At 46.4% G+C, this 17611-nt stretch carries 10 protein-coding genes; 4 read left to right on the top strand and 6 right to left on the bottom strand.

Annotated elements, in window-relative coordinates; all coding sequences use genetic code 11:
• Window positions 1–15: 15 nt before the first annotated feature.
• On the bottom strand, window positions 16–2301 hold the full coding sequence (locus ACFI6J_RS04370) for a sensor domain-containing diguanylate cyclase (protein ID WP_462555331.1): 2286 nt from the start codon (window positions 2299–2301) through the stop codon (window positions 16–18).
• A gap of 267 nt (window positions 2302–2568) precedes the next feature.
• Here ACFI6J_RS04370 and plsB point away from each other — a divergent pair, with 267 nt between their 5' ends.
• Window positions 2569–5022 (top strand): glycerol-3-phosphate 1-O-acyltransferase PlsB, encoded by a 2454-nt coding sequence (plsB, locus tag ACFI6J_RS04365; RefSeq protein ID WP_014951390.1) that lies wholly within the window; start codon window positions 2569–2571, stop codon window positions 5020–5022.
• Between the two features lie 245 nt (window positions 5023–5267).
• On the opposite strand, the gene ilvA is transcribed toward plsB, so the two are convergent.
• Both ilvA and ilvD read right to left on the bottom strand, forming a co-directional pair.
• Window positions 5268–6821: a threonine ammonia-lyase, biosynthetic gene (ilvA, locus tag ACFI6J_RS04360; RefSeq protein WP_014977809.1), complete on the bottom strand. Its 1554-nt coding sequence runs from the start codon at window positions 6819–6821 to the stop codon at window positions 5268–5270.
• Window positions 6821–8671: a dihydroxy-acid dehydratase gene (ilvD, locus tag ACFI6J_RS04355; protein WP_283626660.1), complete on the bottom strand. Its 1851-nt coding sequence runs from the start codon at window positions 8669–8671 to the stop codon at window positions 6821–6823. Before ilvD ends, ilvA begins: the two co-directional genes overlap by 1 nt.
• 442 nt (window positions 8672–9113) lie before the next feature.
• Between ilvD and ACFI6J_RS04350 the strand changes: the two genes are divergently transcribed.
• Both ACFI6J_RS04350 and ACFI6J_RS04345 read left to right on the top strand, forming a co-directional pair.
• On the top strand, window positions 9114–9731 hold the full coding sequence (locus ACFI6J_RS04350; protein ID WP_014951393.1) for a trimeric intracellular cation channel family protein: 618 nt from the start codon (window positions 9114–9116) through the stop codon (window positions 9729–9731).
• A 208-nt stretch (window positions 9732–9939) separates the two neighbouring features.
• Entirely contained in the window at window positions 9940–11454 is a 1515-nt protein-coding gene (locus ACFI6J_RS04345; protein WP_239217880.1) for a YifB family Mg chelatase-like AAA ATPase, read from the top strand.
• A gap of 20 nt (window positions 11455–11474) precedes the next feature.
• On the opposite strand, the gene ilvY is transcribed toward ACFI6J_RS04345, so the two are convergent.
• Window positions 11475–12347, bottom strand: a complete 873-nt coding sequence (ilvY, locus tag ACFI6J_RS04340) for an HTH-type transcriptional activator IlvY (RefSeq protein ID WP_014977812.1) — start codon at window positions 12345–12347, stop codon at window positions 11475–11477.
• 157 nt (window positions 12348–12504) lie between these two features.
• On the opposite strand from ilvY, the gene ilvC reads away from it, so the two are divergent.
• Window positions 12505–13983 carry a ketol-acid reductoisomerase gene (gene ilvC, locus ACFI6J_RS04335; protein ID WP_423083539.1) on the top strand — a complete coding sequence of 493 codons (1479 nt, stop codon included), beginning with the start codon at window positions 12505–12507 and terminating at the stop codon, window positions 13981–13983.
• Between the two features lie 133 nt (window positions 13984–14116).
• Here ilvC and ACFI6J_RS04330 read toward each other — a convergent pair whose 3' ends face one another.
• Window positions 14117–15364, bottom strand: a complete 1248-nt coding sequence (locus tag ACFI6J_RS04330; protein ID WP_061096227.1) for a multidrug effflux MFS transporter — start codon at window positions 15362–15364, stop codon at window positions 14117–14119.
• Between the two features lie 140 nt (window positions 15365–15504).
• Window positions 15505–17496, bottom strand: coding sequence for an alpha/beta hydrolase family protein (locus ACFI6J_RS04325; RefSeq protein WP_462555333.1), 1992 nt, complete (start codon window positions 17494–17496; stop codon window positions 15505–15507).
• Window positions 17497–17611: the final 115 nt, after the last annotated feature.

Below are 17611 nucleotides of genomic sequence, written 5' to 3'. Positions count from 1 at the left end.
AGCCACATACTATTATTATTCATTCCATACGACTTGGTTTCTGCCCTGCTCCTTGGCTCTGTACAGCGCCTTGTCAGCAAGCGATAAGAGGGCGCTGAAATCCGCCTCATAGGTGTCTTTAACAAATGTTGCGCCAATGCTGATCGATAAATTCATCGTGTCTGTCTTGTAGGTCACCCTTCCTTCTTCAACAGCAATGCGCAGTGCTTCTAGCTGCCTATGGATCTCTTCTTTCTTGTCACCTATCATGACTATTGCAAACTCTTCTCCTCCTAATCGAGCCACGACATTTGGCGCTTGATTATGTTTAGCTATTTTTCTCGCAACAGCAATAAGCGCCTGATCTCCAGCATCGTGACCGTAGGTATCGTTTACTTTTTTGAAGTGATCAATATCGACGATAGCAACACATCCACGACAATGTTGTTTTGAGAATGAGATGCACTCGTCAAGGAACGCGCGTCGGTTATAAAGGCCCGTTAAAGAATCGGTCATCGCCAAATGCCTAAGCTTCTCTTCAGCAACGGCTCGGGCTTCCTCAAGCTCTACTGCGTAGAACAAGCCAGCCAATGCATCTAAAAAGGGCTGTAGAAACTCAGCATCTTCGTCAGTGTAGGTATCAAACTTATTCGCTAAACCGACCATTCCCACTACTTTATCTTTCACTTTTATAGGTAGGCCTAAAAATCGGCTAATGCGCGGATGACCGTGCGGAACACCTTTGGAATTAGGGTGACTGTTTGGCGCATTACTAATGGTAACTTCTCCCGTTAAAATTGAGGTTCCAAAAAGGTTGTCGAAGTTACTAAAGTAGAGGTTTCGTTTTTTGTATTCTGCATATTGAGAAAAGCTACTGTTATCCCAAACAATTTCAGAAATCGCATGAATGAAAAGTCTAGATGAGCTACCGTCTCCTTTCATTTGGCCGACGAAGGCAAACTGGCTATCTGAGATATCTATGAGTTCGGCCAATACGGACTGACACGCCATCGTCAAGTCATTGTTTTGCAGATATGATGCCCGGGTTTTATTGATAAATTGAAGGAGCTGGGTTTTCTTTCTCTCATGCAGTTCGCTTTCCATTCGTTGCGTTATATCTCTATGAATACCAGCTATACGAACCGGCTTACCTTGGGCATCTGTCTCAACGGTTTTCCCATAACTTTCAACCCAAACCCAAGAGCCATCAGTGTGTTTCATGCGAAATGTGGTGTTAAAGACTTTGCTCTTACCAATTAGATGCATGTTGAGCTGCTTTTCAACTTTGACGTAATCCGCGGGATGAATGAGCTGTCTAAAAAAGCGGGAGCCACTGTCATAGTATTCATACTCAAGACCAACAATGTCGCACCAGCGCTTGTTGACTTGATTAACATCGGCGGCCAAGTTCCAGTCCCATGTTCCTAACTCTGAAGCCTCGAGTAATAAACGCATCCGCTGATTGGTTTTATTGAGCTTGTCTTCCACATACTTTTGGTCACTAGTGTCAAACAAAAATGCTTGAACCGAGTACAACATGCCGTCTTCGCGAAAATTTGCCGTTGATATCATGCTCACCCAAATAGTACGCGTTGGCGTCCTTATCTGAAGACGGCAGGTGTGCGTTTCAACACCTTCCATGTGGGCCTGCATAGCAAAGGTAAAATCACCCTCCGCCTCCTCAGACAGCACCTCACTCAATGCCACCGTTCCAGTGAGCAAATCTTGGGGTGAAACTCCCAATACACGCTCACTATTTTTCGAGATATACACCAGCCTCAACGACGTATCATAGCGCCACGTTGCCAACACAATAGGAGACTTCTCAATAAGCCCATGCTCGCGTTTAAGCGCTTCGTGTTCTCTTGAAAGCGAAATATGCTGACTAACCAAAGCACCTATTCTCTCTAAAACTTCTAAGTGTTTTGCGTCTATTTCTCTTGGCACGGTATCAATTAAACATACGGCACCGATTACCTGATCATTTATCTCGATCGGCGTTCCTGCGTAGAAACAAATGTGAGGTTCTCCGGTGACGAGAGGATTATGCATAAACCGTGGATCTTCTTGCGCGTTGCTAACAACCACCTGCTTGCGCTCTTCAACGACGTGACTACAAAACGCATGTTCACGAGTGACTTTAGAAAGAGTGGTTCCGTAGTGTGCTTTAAAGGTTTCTTCAAACTCTCCGACGACGCCAATGAGTGCGATCGGCACCTTGTATGCCTCTGCGAGCACCATCATTAAATCATCAAGATCTAACGGCACTTCGCTATTGAGCATAAAGTCATCAATTGTCTTTAACCGGCTTTGATCATCCACTACTGCTTGCTCATATTCATTTGCTCTTATAAAAGTAGTAACAGTCCGGCTGTACCGCAATTAAATACAGCTAATGTTACGTTCTCTGTATTCGAACCCATTATAGAAATGGCTGTGACTCACAAGAAAAGGAGAAGGGCGCTTTTGAACTTCCCATGTTATGGATAGTCATTACAGCATGAGAAGCGATGAAATTGGCTTGTCGCGAGATTGTGACGCGTTTGTGTTACACTTCACCCGTTTTTATTTCATAGGATTACATAATTCATGTCGTGGATGCGAAAAGCCCTTCTGTCGGTATTTCATTATCCTGTTAAGTTACTGGTTAAAGCCCACAGCATTCCAGTTAACGTTGAAACCGAATTAGGAATAGATAAAAGTAAACCTATCGTTTATCTACTCCCCACCAACTCAGTGACAGACCAACTTGCACTGAGAATGTCGACTAAAGCGCTAGGTTTACCTAGTCCTACAGAAACCCTCACATTAGCGGGGCGAGAGTATTCGTCGACCTTATTTTTACGCAAAACCCAGCCTCTTTTCCGTTCTTCGGCTAAAGATACGGGAATTGAAGACGTTTTTACTGACCTCTTTCATTTGCATAGAGACCATGAAAACCTAGATTTACAAGTTGTTCCTGTCTATGTGACGTGGGGCCGTGCCCCGGGTCGTGGTAAGCCAGGCTTAAGCGATCTTATTGCTGATAAAGCGGCGCCAAGTTGGCTTCGTAAGTTGTTCATTGTGCTGTTTTTGGGCCGCGACAACTTTATTAACTACTCTAAAGCCGTTTCTGCACGCGCGATGTCCAATCAACATGGTAGTGACCAAAGTATTGCACATAAGCTTGTGCGCGTAGCAAGCACTCACTTTCAAAGAAAGCGCCAAAGCATGACTGGCCCTACGCTGTTAGAGCGCCAAGAACTCAATAATAGTGTGTTGGGCTCTGATGCAGTGCGTCGCGCTATTGCTGAGGAATCACGAAGCAAGAAGGTGTCTCATGAAAAAGCGAAAGAGACTGCCCAAACCTACATCACAGAAATCGCGGCAGACTACCGCGAAGGGCTAATTCGTTTTGGCGACAGGCTACTTACCCGTATCTGGAACAAAATTTATAACGGTATTAGTGTAGGTCATGCCGATCGCATTCGTGAATTGGCGGCTAATGGTCATGAAATCATCTACGTACCGTGCCACCGTAGTCACATGGATTACCTATTATTGACCTACGTGATTTATCACGAAGGTATGGTTACGCCACATATCGCTGCAGGTATCAATCTGAACTTTTGGCCGGTTGGAAAAATGTTCCGTCGTGGCGGTGCTTTTTTCTTACGCCGCAGTTTTGCAGGTAACAAGCTCTACACAGCTGTATTCAGAGAATATCTAGAGCTGCTGTTTAACAAAGGCTATTCGGTAAAATACTATCCCGAAGGTGGCCGCAGCCGAACCGGCCGTTTGATCCCACCGAAAACGGGCATGCTAGCCATGACCATTCAAGCCATGCTCAAAGGCGTTAACCGTCCAGTTAGTATCGTGCCTGTCTATATTGGCTATGAGAACGTGATGGAAGTGAAGAGCTACTTGAACGAACTCAAAGGCTCTAAGAAGAAAAAAGAATCTAACCTTCAGGTGTTCTCAGCTATTCGTAAACTCAAGAATTATGGTCACGGATACGTGAATTTTGGCGAACCCATTGCGCTTAACCAGTTTCTTGAAAATCATGTGCCTAACTGGCGAGATTGTCGCGATGCCGAGCCAGAGAAAAAACCAGCGTGGCTGACACCTGCGGTTAACGAACTGGCCAATAATGTCATGACGCGAATTAACCGCGCGGCGGCATTAAATGGTATGGCGTTAGCGTCGTTATGCTTACTGTCTTCTAAACGACAGACCATGAGTGAAGCTGAGTTAAAACAAGCAATGGGCGATTTCATGGACTTGTTTAAAGCGGTACCGTTCAGCGATGATGCCACCATTCCAGATTCATCAGCGGAAGAGCTACTGCGCGATACGCTGAAATTAGGCCGCTTTGACGTAAAAGAAGACGATTATGGGCGTTTGATCAGTCCTCAACCAAAATCAGCGGTATACCTTACTTATTATCGCAACAACATTTTGCATTTATTCGCGATCCCAGGTCTTATTATGGCATCTATCTTCGCGAAGAAAGGCACCACGAAGAACAGTATTTTTCAGCTTATTGCGGCGCTTTATCCGTTGCTGCAAAAAGAACTGTTCTTGCACCTTACCCAAGATGAAGCGCTTGCGCATACTGATGCGCTTATAACAGCGCTACTAAACAAAGGATTGTTGCGTCAGGAGGGCGATGAACTGTTGCCGCCAGATGCACACTGCAAACAATTCCACTCAGCATGGCTGTTAAGCCGATGTATGCAGGAAACGCTTCAGCGTTACGCGGTGGTATTGACCATTCTTGATAAAGAAAAAGTGATTAGCCGAAGTGCGCTTGAGCGCGAAAGTAAGCAAGTGGCTGAACGCTTATCTGCTCTCTACGGGCTAAGCTCACCAGAGTTTTACGATAAGAATGTGTTGTCTAGCTTTATCAGTGCATTGAAAGAAAACCACTGGCTGGACTCTGAAAAAGATGGCAGCTTGAAGTACTCAGAAGAGTGTGAAGCCTTACGTGCTGACGTTATGGCCCTGATTTGGCCAGAAATGATGCAGCATTTGGAGAACGTTACACTAAACGCTTCGAATTAAGGCGACGCTAGCTGGCTGAATTTGCCAGCACTACGGAGCTTAGGTAAAAAGAGAAAGCCCATGCTACTGCATGGGCTTTTTATTGCGCGTCAATCTATCTAGGCAGGCATTGAAAATCCCCATACTTCATTGATAGATAGACGCTAGATAGTGCCGCTTCGTATCGCTCCCCGGTAAACCTGCGCTTAACGCGAAGCAATACAAAGCGAAAACGGGAGATAGGCTCGTTTCGCCTGTTTCGCTATTTAAACCTTCGCTGGTTGCGACAGGAAAAAACGATAGGCGGGGTTGTCTGTTACTTCTTCAACCTTATAGCCTAACTCAGCAACATGCTGGTTAAAGTCATCTCTACTTTCTGGTGCGATATCAAAGCCTGCCAATACCAAACCTTCTGCTGCGCCATGGTTGCGATAGTGAAATAGGGTAATATTCCACTGTTCACCTAACGTATTTAAGAAGTTCAGTAGCGCACCCGGACGCTCAGGAAATTCAAAGCTGAAGACTTGCTCGTTGAGAATAGTTGGCGGACGGCCACCAACCATGTGGCGAACATGGAGCTTCGCTAACTCATTATCGGTTAAGTTAACGCAGTCATACCCTTTGCTTTCAAGGTCGCTTTGCAGTGCCGCGAACTCTTGCTGCCCGCCTTTGAGCTTAACGCCCACGAAAATATGTGCTTCGCTCTCACTGGCATAGCGATAGTTAAATTCGGTGATTGCTTTTGCCCCAACGCACTCGCAAAACTGTTTAAACGCACCTTTGTTTTCAGGAATTTTAACCGCAAAGACCGCTTCTTTCTGCTCACCTAATTCACAGCGTTCAGACACATAGCGAAGGGTATGAAAGTTGATGTTTGCGCCACACAGAATGCCGCCTAACTTCTTACCTTTGAGGTCGTGTTGCTTAGCGTACTTGCGAATTGCCGCCACCGACAATGCGCCCGCAGGCTCTGCAATAACACGGGTATCATCAAAGATATCCTTAATTGCTCCGCATATTTCATCATTAGTAACCGTAATGGTTTCATCAATTAAACGATTACACAGACGGAAAGTTTCCTGCCCCATCACTTTAACAGCAACGCCATCAGCAAAAATGCCGACGCTTTCAAGCTCGGTAGGCGCGCCTTGCGCCTTTGCTTTAATGAAACAGGCCGATTCTTCCGACTCTACCGCAACGATTTTTATGCTTGGTTTTAGTTGCTTTAAGTAAACCGCAATACCAGCGGCTAAACCACCGCCACCCACAGCAATAAATAAGATATCGAGGTGTGGGTTTTGCTCTAGCAACTCTCGCGCGACTGTACCTTGCCCTGCAATGACATCGGGGTCGTCAAAGGGCGGAACAAAGGTATAACCGTGGGTCTCACATAATGCTTTTGCATGGCTACTTGCTTGATCAAAGCTGGTGCCATGCAATACCACATTTACGTTTTCACCGCCGAAGCGTCTTACTGCGTCTACCTTGATATCAGGCGTGGTTTCAGGCATGACAATAGTCGCCTGAATACCTTTCATTTTTGCACTGTACGCTAAGCCTTGCGCATGATTACCCGCCGAGGCGCCAATTACGCCAGCTTGCAATTGCTCGTCGCTTAGTGAGCAAATACGGTTATAGGCACCGCGCAGCTTAAAGCTTTTTACCGGCTGCTGATCTTCGCGTTTCAGAAAAATTTCATTGCCAAGCTCGGCTGAAAGCAAAGACATATAGGAAAGTTCACTTGCCACTGCTACATCGTAAACAGGGGCAAGTAAGATCTTCTTCAAATATTCATGATCGCTAACGTGTTCGGCTGCCATTACAGATTTTCCAGCTTAGTCACATCACGCACTGCACCTTTATCGGCACTGGTTGCTAACGCCGCAAAGGTTTTAAGTGATGTGGAGACTTCACGAACGCGATCTTTCGGCTTCCAAGGCTTATCACTGGCTTCCATTTTCGCGCGACGCTCTGCTAGTTCTTCATCGCTAATAGCAATATTGATACTTCTATTGGGGATATCTATTTCAATTTTATCGCCATCTTCCACTAGGCCAATGCCACCACCACTGGCGGCTTCAGGTGAGCAGTGACCTATAGACAACCCACTGGTACCGCCACTAAAGCGTCCGTCTGTTACCAAAGCGCAGTGCTTACCTAACCCTTTAGATTTCAAGTAAGACGTTGGGTATAGCATTTCTTGCATACCCGGGCCCCCGCGAGGACCTTCGTAGCGAATGAAGACCACATCACCGGCTTTTACTTCATCGCCCAAGATACCTGCTACCGCGTCGTCTTGGCTTTCGTAAATACGGGCAGTACCGTTAAATTTAAGAATAGACTCATCTACGCCAGCCGTTTTTACAATACAGCCATCTTCAGCCACATTACCGTAAAGCACGGCTAAGCCACCTTCTTGACTGAACGCATTCTCGATAGAGCGAATGCAGCCGTTTTCGCGGTCGTCATCGGCTTCATCCCAGCGACAATCTTGGCTAAATGCTTTTGTCGTGCGAATACCCGCAGGACCCGCGCGATAAAAGGTAATAGCGTCTTCGTTTTCAGGGTTAGTGATGTCCCACTCGCTGATAACGTCGGTAAGCGGTTTTCCTAAAACATGATTAACATCGGTGTTCAGCAAGCCAGCCTTATTTAGCTCGTTCAAAATACCCAAAACGCCACCCGCTCGGTGTACGTCTTCCATGTGGTATTTGGGTGTTGAAGGTGCCACTTTGCATAGGTGAGGCACTTTGCGAGACAATCTGTCGATGTCTGCCATAGTAAACGGCACTTCGCCTTCCATTGCCGCTGCTAACAGATGCAAAATGGTATTGGTCGACCCACCCATGGCAATATCCAAGCTCATGGCATTCTCAAAAGCCTTAAAGTTAGCGATATTACGTGGTAATACACTGTCATCATCGTCGCCGTAGTAACGCTTGCACAGCTCAACAATTTGTTTGCCCGCTTGTTTAAATAAACCTTCACGGTCGGCGTGGGTAGCCAGCATAGAGCCGTTGCCCGGCAAGGATAAACCTAACGCTTCGGTTAGACAGTTCATGGAGTTCGCGGTGAACATCCCTGAACATGAGCCGCAGGTAGGGCAGGCTGAGCGTTCAATTTCGTCGGTATCAGCATCGCTAACTTTGTCGTCAGCAGCCGCTACCATGGCGTCAACCAAATCTAGTTTAATAAGCTGGTCTGAAAGCTTGGTTTTACCCGCTTCCATTGGGCCCCCAGACACAAAAATGACCGGTACGTTCAAGCGCATAGACGCCATTAGCATTCCCGGGGTGATCTTGTCGCAGTTAGAAATACAAACGATGGCATCGGCGCAATGTGCGTTCACCATGTATTCCACTGCATCAGCAATGATTTCTCGAGATGGTAAGCTATACAGCATACCGCTGTGCCCCATGGCGATACCGTCATCCACTGCGATAGTGTTGAATTCTTTCGCCACACCACCCGCTTCTTCAACGCTGCGCGCCACTAATTGGCCGAGATCTTTTAGGTGAACATGCCCAGGTACGAACTGCGTAAATGAGTTCGCAATAGCAATAATAGGCTTGCCGAAATCAGAGTCTTTCATTCCAGTTGCTCGCCATAACGCGCGAGCTCCCGCCATATTTCTACCTTGGGTGGTAGTTGCTGAACGTAACTTGGGCATAAATCCTTCCCGTTAATTTAAGGTTCTAGGTTTTGGCGCTAGACCTTTTTGTGAAACTAAAAAACAGTGGTAAACCAGTAATGCTTTGGCTTAACTTCCAATACGCGCTGTTTTACTCAAAATTGCATGTCATACTGATGATGTAACACATCATCTAAGGTCGTTCAAAGCGAGGAGCAACAAAGCCTAACTGCTAACACATCAGTAGCGCTTTGTTTTATATGATATATTTGACATACAATACCTATATCCATTGGCATTGTAATTATGAAATGTTGTTCGTTAGAGGTTATGGCTTTACCTCATCACTCAATATCACGAACCGTAATATCAACAGTACGTTTCGATATTGGGCAAAGAAATAGCATGAAACATAAGGCCTGATCAAGTATTTTGCGGTAGGAATGGCGAGTTTTTAAGGGTAGTAAAAGGGTACAAGAAGATGTTTGATTGGTTTCATTGGTTAAACTTAGCGGGGGTTGCAGTGTGCGCAATTTCCGGCACCCTGATGGCCTATCAAAAGCGTATGGATGGATTTGGCGTGGTCGTGCTTGCCAGCGCAACCGCCATTGGCGGCGGAACACTGCGTGATGTCATGTTAGATGTCCCGGTCTTCTGGATTGCCGATACCGATTATTTATACACCACACTGATAGCCGCCTTTATACCCATTATCTGGCTGCGTATTAGTCCACGCTTTCCTTTTCACTATTTATTAATTGCCGATGCTTTCGGGCTGGCGCTTTTTAACGTAGTAGGCATAGAGAAAGCCTTGGCAAACGACACAGGCATGGCCGTGGCGGTTGCCATGGGCACCATTACCGGCGTGTTTGGCGGTCTGTTACGGGACGTTATTTGCCGAGAGGTACCGCTGGTACTCAACGGCGAACTGTATGCAATGACCTGTATTGCAGGGGGCGTGGTTTATGGAATAGGCATGCAAATGGAACTCGCCACACAGTGGTGTGGTATTGCGGCCCTTGTAACAACCGTACTGTTTAGGCTTGGCGCCATGCGCTGGCATTGGCAGCTGCCCGTTTTCTACAACGACCACCACTAGCACTAGCCTAAGTTTGCTGAGCAGGATCATTACATGCCAAGCGTTTTATGCACTCTCAGTAAATCCCATCGTTAGTACAGTTACATCTTATCCCGACTCTCTCTAAAGTTTACGCCGACTGCGTTGGCTTACATTTTTACCGCGCTGACACGTTTGCGTTTCATAACCACGAATCATAAGTATTCAGCGAGAGGAGGTTGTTTAGATTATGGGGATGGCTGTTGTTAAAACCTTTGCAGGGCAGGGCGTGGCAGCGCCAGAGGTAAGTGTAGAGATTCACCTAGCTAATGGTTTACCTGCTTTTCAACTGGTCGGCATGGCAGAAACCAGCGTTAAAGAAGCGCGAGAAAGAGTACGCAGCGCCCTGATAAACAGTGGTTTTGAGTTTCCCGCAAAACGAATAACCGTCAATTTAGCGCCAGCAGATATTCCCAAGTTTGGCGGGCGGTTCGACCTTCCCATTGCCGTAGGCATTTTAGCTGCGTCGGGCTACATCTCAGACATTAGCCTACTTAACATTGCCTTTGTGGGCGAGCTTGCATTAAACGGCGAAATAAAGCCAGTAAACGGGCTGATTCCTGTGGTAATGGCAGCTGCAAACGAAGATATTGCGCTCGTATATCCGGGGGATAATGACGTAGAGGCTGCATTGGTTTCTCACGCAACGCGCTATCCCGCTTTCGATTTACTGTCTGTTTATGAACACCTTACCGGCAACAAAAAGCTCGCCAAAGGCCAGCCGTTTACCTCACGGGCGCCTAACAAAACCTTAACAGGGTGGGATGACATTATCGGCCAAGAGCAGGCCAAACGAGCGCTTATTATCGCGGCAAGTGGTGCACATAATCTTTTGATGGTTGGCCCTCCAGGCACAGGCAAAAGTTTACTCGCCAGCCGAATGCTATCGCTATTACCCGATATGAGCGAGGAAGAAGCGTTGGAAGTGGCTGCCATTCACTCTGTGAAAGGCGAAAAACTGCATGCAGAGCGTTTTCTAACTCGCCACCTCCGCTCGCCCCATCATACTAGCTCTGCGGTGGCGCTTACTGGCGGTGGCTCAAACCCTGTACCGGGTGAAATATCGCTGGCTCATAATGGTATTTTGTTTCTAGACGAACTGCCTGAATTTGGGCGAAAGGCACTGGATGTATTGCGCGAGCCACTTGAAACCGGCGACGTGCATTTGTCTCGTGCTTCAGGAAGCGCCACATACCCCGCCAACTTTCAACTAGTAGCGGCGATGAATCCAAGCCCGACGGGTGATATTGATGATAACCGACTAACCCCGCAGCAACAGCTCAACTACTTGAACCGGTTATCGGGACCACTGCTTGATAGAATTGATATACAAGTCGAAGTGCCGCGCCTACCTGACTACGACCTGCCAGAGCGTGCCAATAGACCTGACGACTCGTTACACGCAACGCGAGAGCGAGTCATTGCAGCTCGTCACAAACAAGGGCTACGGCAAGGTAAGCCAAATGGTGCGCTGCACGCAGGTGAGCTTGCCGATATATGTCTGCTAGATGACGCTGATTTGCAGTTTCTACAAGCCGCTGCTAAACAGCTTAATTTGTCTATGCGGGTGTTTCATCGCACGTTAAAAGTGGCAAGAACCATTGCAGATCTTGAAGATGAGCACGCCGTATCGCGGGCGCACATTGCAGAAGCATTGGGCTATCGCGCCCTCGATAACCTTATTAAACAGTTGAGCACTAGCTAAGCACCAGCTATGCCTTAAACTTACCCACGAGTTTGCAAATTAAGCTGCATAAAGGCGTTTATAAGCGGCTCGTTTTGCTTATCCTGCAAGCAGCATAAACCTAAAGCATAAGGCTCAATATCTTCAACAGGTATTTGGGTTACAGCATTGGCCATACTGGAGTGATCAAGTACCACTTTAGGCACAAATCCCACGCCACATTCAAGTGCCACCATGCTCACGATGGCCTCGTTACCGCCGACATAAGCATACACATTTGGACGAATGCCATGCTCAGCAAACCAGTGGTAGGCAGTACGACGGGTTGGGCCAGTTTCAGGCATAATCACCTGATGTTTAGTCCAGTCCAACTGGCTTAGTTGAGTAAGTCGCCACTCTCTTGGGGCAATAAGTACCAAAGGCACATTATCAAGCGCGGTGAAATGCAAATCTGTCGGCATATCAGGGGTGTAGATAGCAATAGATAAGTCGCACTGTTTGCCTTTCACTTTTTCTATCGCAAGGGCAGGATCGCCGGTAATTAGGCGTATATCAACACCCGGGTGCTGTTGCCTGAACTGTCTAAGCATAGCGGGTAAGTGGCTTTGACTAGCGGTAACCGAGCAAAATACGCTGAGCTCACCCTGCAATGCGTCGTTATCTTCTTTTAAGTCGACCTTTAGCTGTTGCCAATCTTTCAGCGCTTGCTTTGAAAAAGACAGCAGCTTGTGCCCACTGTGGGTTAGCGCCACTTTGCGGTTATCACGTTTAAACAACGTGCAGCCTAACTCGTCCTCAAGGCGTTGAATAACCCGGCTTAATGTAGAAGGCGACACATACATGGCCTCGGCGGTAATGCCAAAATGTAGGCTGGTAGCTAGGTGATTGAACAGCTGTAGACTGCGAAAATCCATAAACATTTCACTTTATGCAATATTATCTTGCAAATATATCATTTTCCAAAACAAAAGAAATCTTTTAGTCTCAATATCAAGTCGTCATAGACGAGGTCTGTCAACACCAAGGTCGGTGTTTGATATTGACAAAAATGAATGTTGTTCGGAAATTTTTATGGCTAATTATTTCAACACCCTGTCACTTCGCCAGCAGTTAGATCAGCTTGGCCGCTGCCGTTTCATGGCACGCGATGAATTCGCTGACGGTTGTCAGTTCTTAAAAGGCAAGAAAATTGTCATTGTAGGCTGCGGCGCGCAGGGCCTTAACCAAGGCTTGAATATGCGTGACTCAGGGTTAGATGTTTCTTATGCGCTGCGTCAAGCAGCCATTGATGAGCAACGCGACTCATATAAGCGCGCAACCAGTAACGGATTTACCGTTGGTACTTACCAACAGCTCATTCCAGAAGCAGACGTAGTATATAACTTAACACCTGATAAGCAGCACGCTAGCGTAGTCGAAGCCGTTATGCCGCTTATGAAAGAAGGTGCAACGCTAGGTTACTCTCACGGTTTCAATATCGTTGAAGAAGGGCAGCAAATTCGTAGCGATATCACAGTAATCATGTGTGCGCCGAAAAGCCCGGGTTCTGAAGTACGTGAAGAATATAAGCGTGGCTTTGGTGTACCAACTCTGATTGCTGTACACCCAGAAAACGACCCTGAAGGTAAAGGTTGGGATCAAGCCAAAGCACTTGCAAGTGCAACGGGCGGTGACCGCGCAGGTGTACTTGAGTCATCATTTGTGGCTGAAGTTAAATCTGACCTCATGGGCGAGCAAACCATTTTGTGTGGTATGCAACAAGTTGCAGCGGTACTTGCGTTTGAAAAAATGATTGATGACGGTATCGAGCCAGGATACGCAGGTGCACTTATTCAGTACGGCCTAGAAGCTATTACTGAAGCACTTAAGATTGGCGGTGTGACTAACATGATGGACCGTCTATCAAACCCTGCAAAAGTGAAAGCGTTTGAGCTTTCTGAGCAGTTAACTGATTTACTTCGTCCGCTATTTGAAAAGCACCAAGACGACATCATCAGCGGTGAGTTCTCTCGCACCATGATGGAAGATTGGGCCAATGGCGATGCGAACCTGCTTAAGTGGCGTGAAGAAACCGGTGAAACCGCGTTTGAAAACGCACCGGCTTATGAAGGTGAAATCAGTGAACAAGAATTCTTTGACCACGGCATCTTACTGGTTGCCATGATCAAGTGTGGTGTTGAAGTTGCGTTCGACGTAATGGTTGAAGCCGGTATTTTACCTGAGTCTGCGTACTATGAATCACTGCATGAAACACCGCTTATTTCTAACACAATCGCACGTAAGCGTTTGTATGAAATGAACGTGGTTATTTCAGACACAGCAGAATACGGAAACTATTTGTTTGCTAACGCAGCAATTCCAATTTTGCGTGAGAAATTTATGCCTACCATTGATACCAGCGTTATCGGTAAGGGTTTAGCCGCTACTTCTAATCAGGTAGAGAACAAACGCCTTGTTGAAATTAACGAAGCCATCCGCTCACACGGTGTGGAATCGGTAGGTAAGACCTTACGTGGCTACATGACTGACATGAAGGCCATCATAGGTTAGGACAGTTTCTGTCGTTAGGTGCTTAACTAAGCCCTCTTGCCCGACCATTTTGGTCGGGCTTTTTTATGTCCGTAAGCCTGCTAATAAGTATCTTTCTTACGCAACTGACCTCTGCGACACGCCGATACACCTTCTAAATAGAACCTTCACGAACGCGCTCAGCATAGCGTACGGATACGTAAGATAAAGCAAAAAAGACGAGAAATCCCCAGCCGATAGGCATTAAATTTCCATTTAAGAAACTGTCGACGAACAGTGCAACAGGCACCGAGAAAAGGCTAGAAAATGAGCCAATTATGGCCGCGCCTAAACCTGCCATATCGCCAAGCGGCTGCATCGCCATGGCGTTTAAGTTACCAAACAGTATGCCCACAAAGAAAAAGCCTACAAACATAACCGCAACCGTAGGAATTAAAGGCGGCAAGCCGTCGTACGCCAACAGCAACACTAAATACACAACGGCAAACCCGTTAACCCCTTTAAGTGCAAAACGACAAAGCTTGCGCATCCCAAAACGCATTACCATTTTGCCGTTAAAGTAAGAGGCGAGACCAATTGAAAAAGCAAGCGTTGCAAAGATGTAGGGAAACCATTCACCTACGTTGTAAAACACAGTAAATATGGTTTGCGAAGCACTTAAATACGCCAAGAATGCGCCAAAAATACAGCCCATGGCAAAGGTGTAACCCATCACTGCTGGGTTAGTTAGAATGAACTTTGAAGATGCGAAAAACTGCGCCCATGAAAACTTTTTACGCCTTGCTCTTGGCAAGGTTTCCCCTTGACGAGAAAAAAACCAAATGCCGGCCATGGTAGCCACAATGAGAAACATAGTGAAAATATGGAACCATGAGGTCAACTCCATCACCGTTTGCCCAATAATAGGCGCCAACATAGGCACTAATATAAACACCATCATGATAAACGACATGACTTTTGCCATCGCATCGCCAACGTAAAGGTCGCGAATAATTGCCATAGAGGCTATTCGTGGCCCAGACACCCCAAATGCTTGAATAACGCGACCTACCAGCATGGTCTCCAAATTGGTGGCCATCATGCAAACAAATGTACCTAAGGCGAAAATACACAGGCCCACTAATATAGTTAAGCGACGGCCGCGGCTATCGGAAAAAGGCCCAAAGAACATTTGACCCAGTGCCATGCCTAAAAAGAACACGGTAACGATTAAGTGGGTTTGATGCGCCTCGGCGACCTGTAGTGACTCGCCAATTTGAATCAACGCAGGCAGCATAGCGTCAATGCTCAACGCGACAAGGGATGTCATCGTAGCCATTAGCGCAACAAATTCAACAAGGCCAAGCGCTGGCTTTTGCACAACTGCAGTATCCTCAGATACGCCATTAGAAGTCTGGGGCATAAAGTCTCGAATATGAAATAAAGTGGGGGAAATTAAAAAGGCGCGAAATTAACGCGCCTTGTTGAGTATACCTGAAACTTGGTTAAAAAGCCGCCAGCCAAGTAAAATCTTGTCGTAAATACTGGTGCATTTAACGGGTGTTACTCGGAAGCTGAAACGTTTGCCGTTGCAGCACGCGCTTTACTCGCTGGCTTAAGGTGTTGGTCTAAAAATGCATCCATTTCCTTAAAGAAAATATGACGATTTCGCTGAATAGACAAATTGTGGTCGCCACTTTCAAGCTCTACATACTTGTAGACCTTGTCGTAATCATCTAACTCGTCAGCCATGTAGCGACTATGAAGTGGAGGGACAACTCTATCTTCCTCTCCATGTACCAGCAAAATTGGCGTCTTTATCCCTTTCGCATTGTAGTAAGGCGAGCGCGCTTCAAGGTCATCATAATCATCCCCAATTTGGTTTTTCACAAATTCGTTGTTCAGGAAACGGCGAGAATGAATAATGACGTGTTTAAGTGAACTTACGCCAGCAAAGCTCACCGCACACTTAAACAGATCCGGGGTTTTAACAGTTGCCATCAGGGCGGCGTAACCGCCATAGCTAGCGCCCACAATACACATGTTGTCTTGCTCAGCGTGCCCCTGCTCTACCATCCAGTTTGCCGCATCGGTGATATCATCTTGCATAGCCAAGCCCCAGCCTTTCATTTGGCTTTGCGCAAAGCTGTACCCATACCCTCTAGAACCTCTAAAGTTAGGCCTTAGTACTGCATAACCTTTCGACGTAAAATACGCTGTCCAATAGTCGAAACCACTGAAATCTCTTGCTCCAGGGCCACCGTGGGGATGAATAATGGTAGGAAACGGGCCTTCGCCTTTTGGTAAAGTCAAATACGCTTCGATTTTGATGCCGTCTCTGGCTTCATAATCAATTAACGTATGCTCAGATAATTTTGCCGGGTCTATTTGAGCATATTGCTCAAAAAGCATCACTAACGTGCCTTCTTTACGGTCACCCAGCAAATAAACTCCTGGTAAGGTGTCAGACTCTGAATAAACAATATATGTTTGTTCGTCGTCGCTAAAGCTCACTAAGGTATTGTCGTAATCAGGAAGACCAGCATCGATACCATTTTGAAGAGCGACGTAACGTTCATCCCAATAATGTCGACCGTCATGGCGTACTCCTATTGCATCTCGGGTAACCGGTGAATAGATAAGGCTACCATTAACATCGTACCCTTCATCAGCATACACCTCTGTTCGCTCATTAGTAGTAAGGTTCAAGGTGTACAATGCACGGAAGTCTCCTTTATAACCTTTGAAATAAAGAATATTTGGGTCTTTTGCAAAGCCAACTGGGTATTCACCCTTGTCAGACATAGCGTTGTAAGCAAATAAGGTGCGCCAATCGTCTCCTTCTTTTAGAAAGACTTCTCGCTCCCCTGTATCGTAATCAAGCGAAACACCTATACGAACGTTATTTTGTTGGTCCGTCATCCAATCTCTAATGCGTTTTTTCCCGCGAATAATGCGACTTACGCCACCATCATTAACATTGATTTTGTAAACCGACGGCAGCCCCAACACCTCAGCGTCTAAGGCAATTAGAATATGTTCTGGATCGTCAGGCAGCCAGTCGATAACGTCATCGTGAAATTGAGGAATGTGGTTCGGGTTACCTGCTCGACGCTTTATTCTCTCCCATTCAACCAAGTTGAATGCACCGCCTTCACCGTCAAACTTAATGCTTAACAACCGTGTGTCGTGAACTTTCGTGGTGCCACGGCGGGTTTCGTAACGAGCGCTAACCACCAGCCGTTCATTGTTCACCCAGTTGTACCAGTTAATTTTTACGCGTTCATTGTCCGATCGCAGTAGGTAGTGCTTTTCACCCTTTTTTAAGTCGTAAGTGGCAAGCATGGCAAACGCTTCTTCTTGCTCAACGTTTTGAACAAAAGCGATTTTTGAGCCATCGGGTGACAGCGACGGAGTCCAATAAGTTGGCAAAGAACTGAATTTTTCGTACTCGGGTTCTGCCTTAGTTTGATCTGCGCCCAGTGTGGAGAAAGAGCAAACCAACAGTAGCAAAGTAACTAGTGTCGTAGGTAAGAGAGCCTTATTAGAAGACATAACATTCCCTTGTTGTTTTTTATTGTTAGTGGAACTTAGCTTAGGCAAAAAACTCAAAGTTAAGTTACACAGAGTATACTCACTCATGCCCAGATGTACAAAAACAAAGCAATGC

It is taken from the genome of Alteromonas sp. G4i13 (assembly GCF_054960505.1).
The sequence above is the reverse complement of the archived record's forward strand: the minus strand, read 5'-3'. Positions and strand labels throughout refer to the sequence as shown.

Excerpts from the sequence above, each read along its gene's own strand:
- plsB (WP_014951390.1), top strand. The coding sequence starts at position 2,569 with ATGTCGTGGATGCGAAAAGCCCTTCTGTCGGTATTTCATTATCCTGTT.
- ilvA (WP_014977809.1), bottom strand. The coding sequence starts at position 6,821 with ATGGCAGCCGAACACGTTAGCGATCATGAATATTTGAAGAAGATCTTA.
- ilvD (WP_283626660.1), bottom strand. The coding sequence starts at position 8,671 with ATGCCCAAGTTACGTTCAGCAACTACCACCCAAGGTAGAAATATGGCG.
- ACFI6J_RS04350 (WP_014951393.1), top strand. The coding sequence starts at position 9,114 with ATGTTTGATTGGTTTCATTGGTTAAACTTAGCGGGGGTTGCAGTGTGC.
- ACFI6J_RS04345 (WP_239217880.1), top strand. The coding sequence starts at position 9,940 with ATGGGGATGGCTGTTGTTAAAACCTTTGCAGGGCAGGGCGTGGCAGCG.
- ilvY (WP_014977812.1), bottom strand. The coding sequence starts at position 12,347 with ATGGATTTTCGCAGTCTACAGCTGTTCAATCACCTAGCTACCAGCCTA.
- ilvC (WP_423083539.1), top strand. The coding sequence starts at position 12,505 with ATGGCTAATTATTTCAACACCCTGTCACTTCGCCAGCAGTTAGATCAG.
- ACFI6J_RS04330 (WP_061096227.1), bottom strand. The coding sequence starts at position 15,364 with ATGCCCCAGACTTCTAATGGCGTATCTGAGGATACTGCAGTTGTGCAA.
- ACFI6J_RS04325 (WP_462555333.1), bottom strand. The coding sequence starts at position 17,496 with ATGTCTTCTAATAAGGCTCTCTTACCTACGACACTAGTTACTTTGCTA.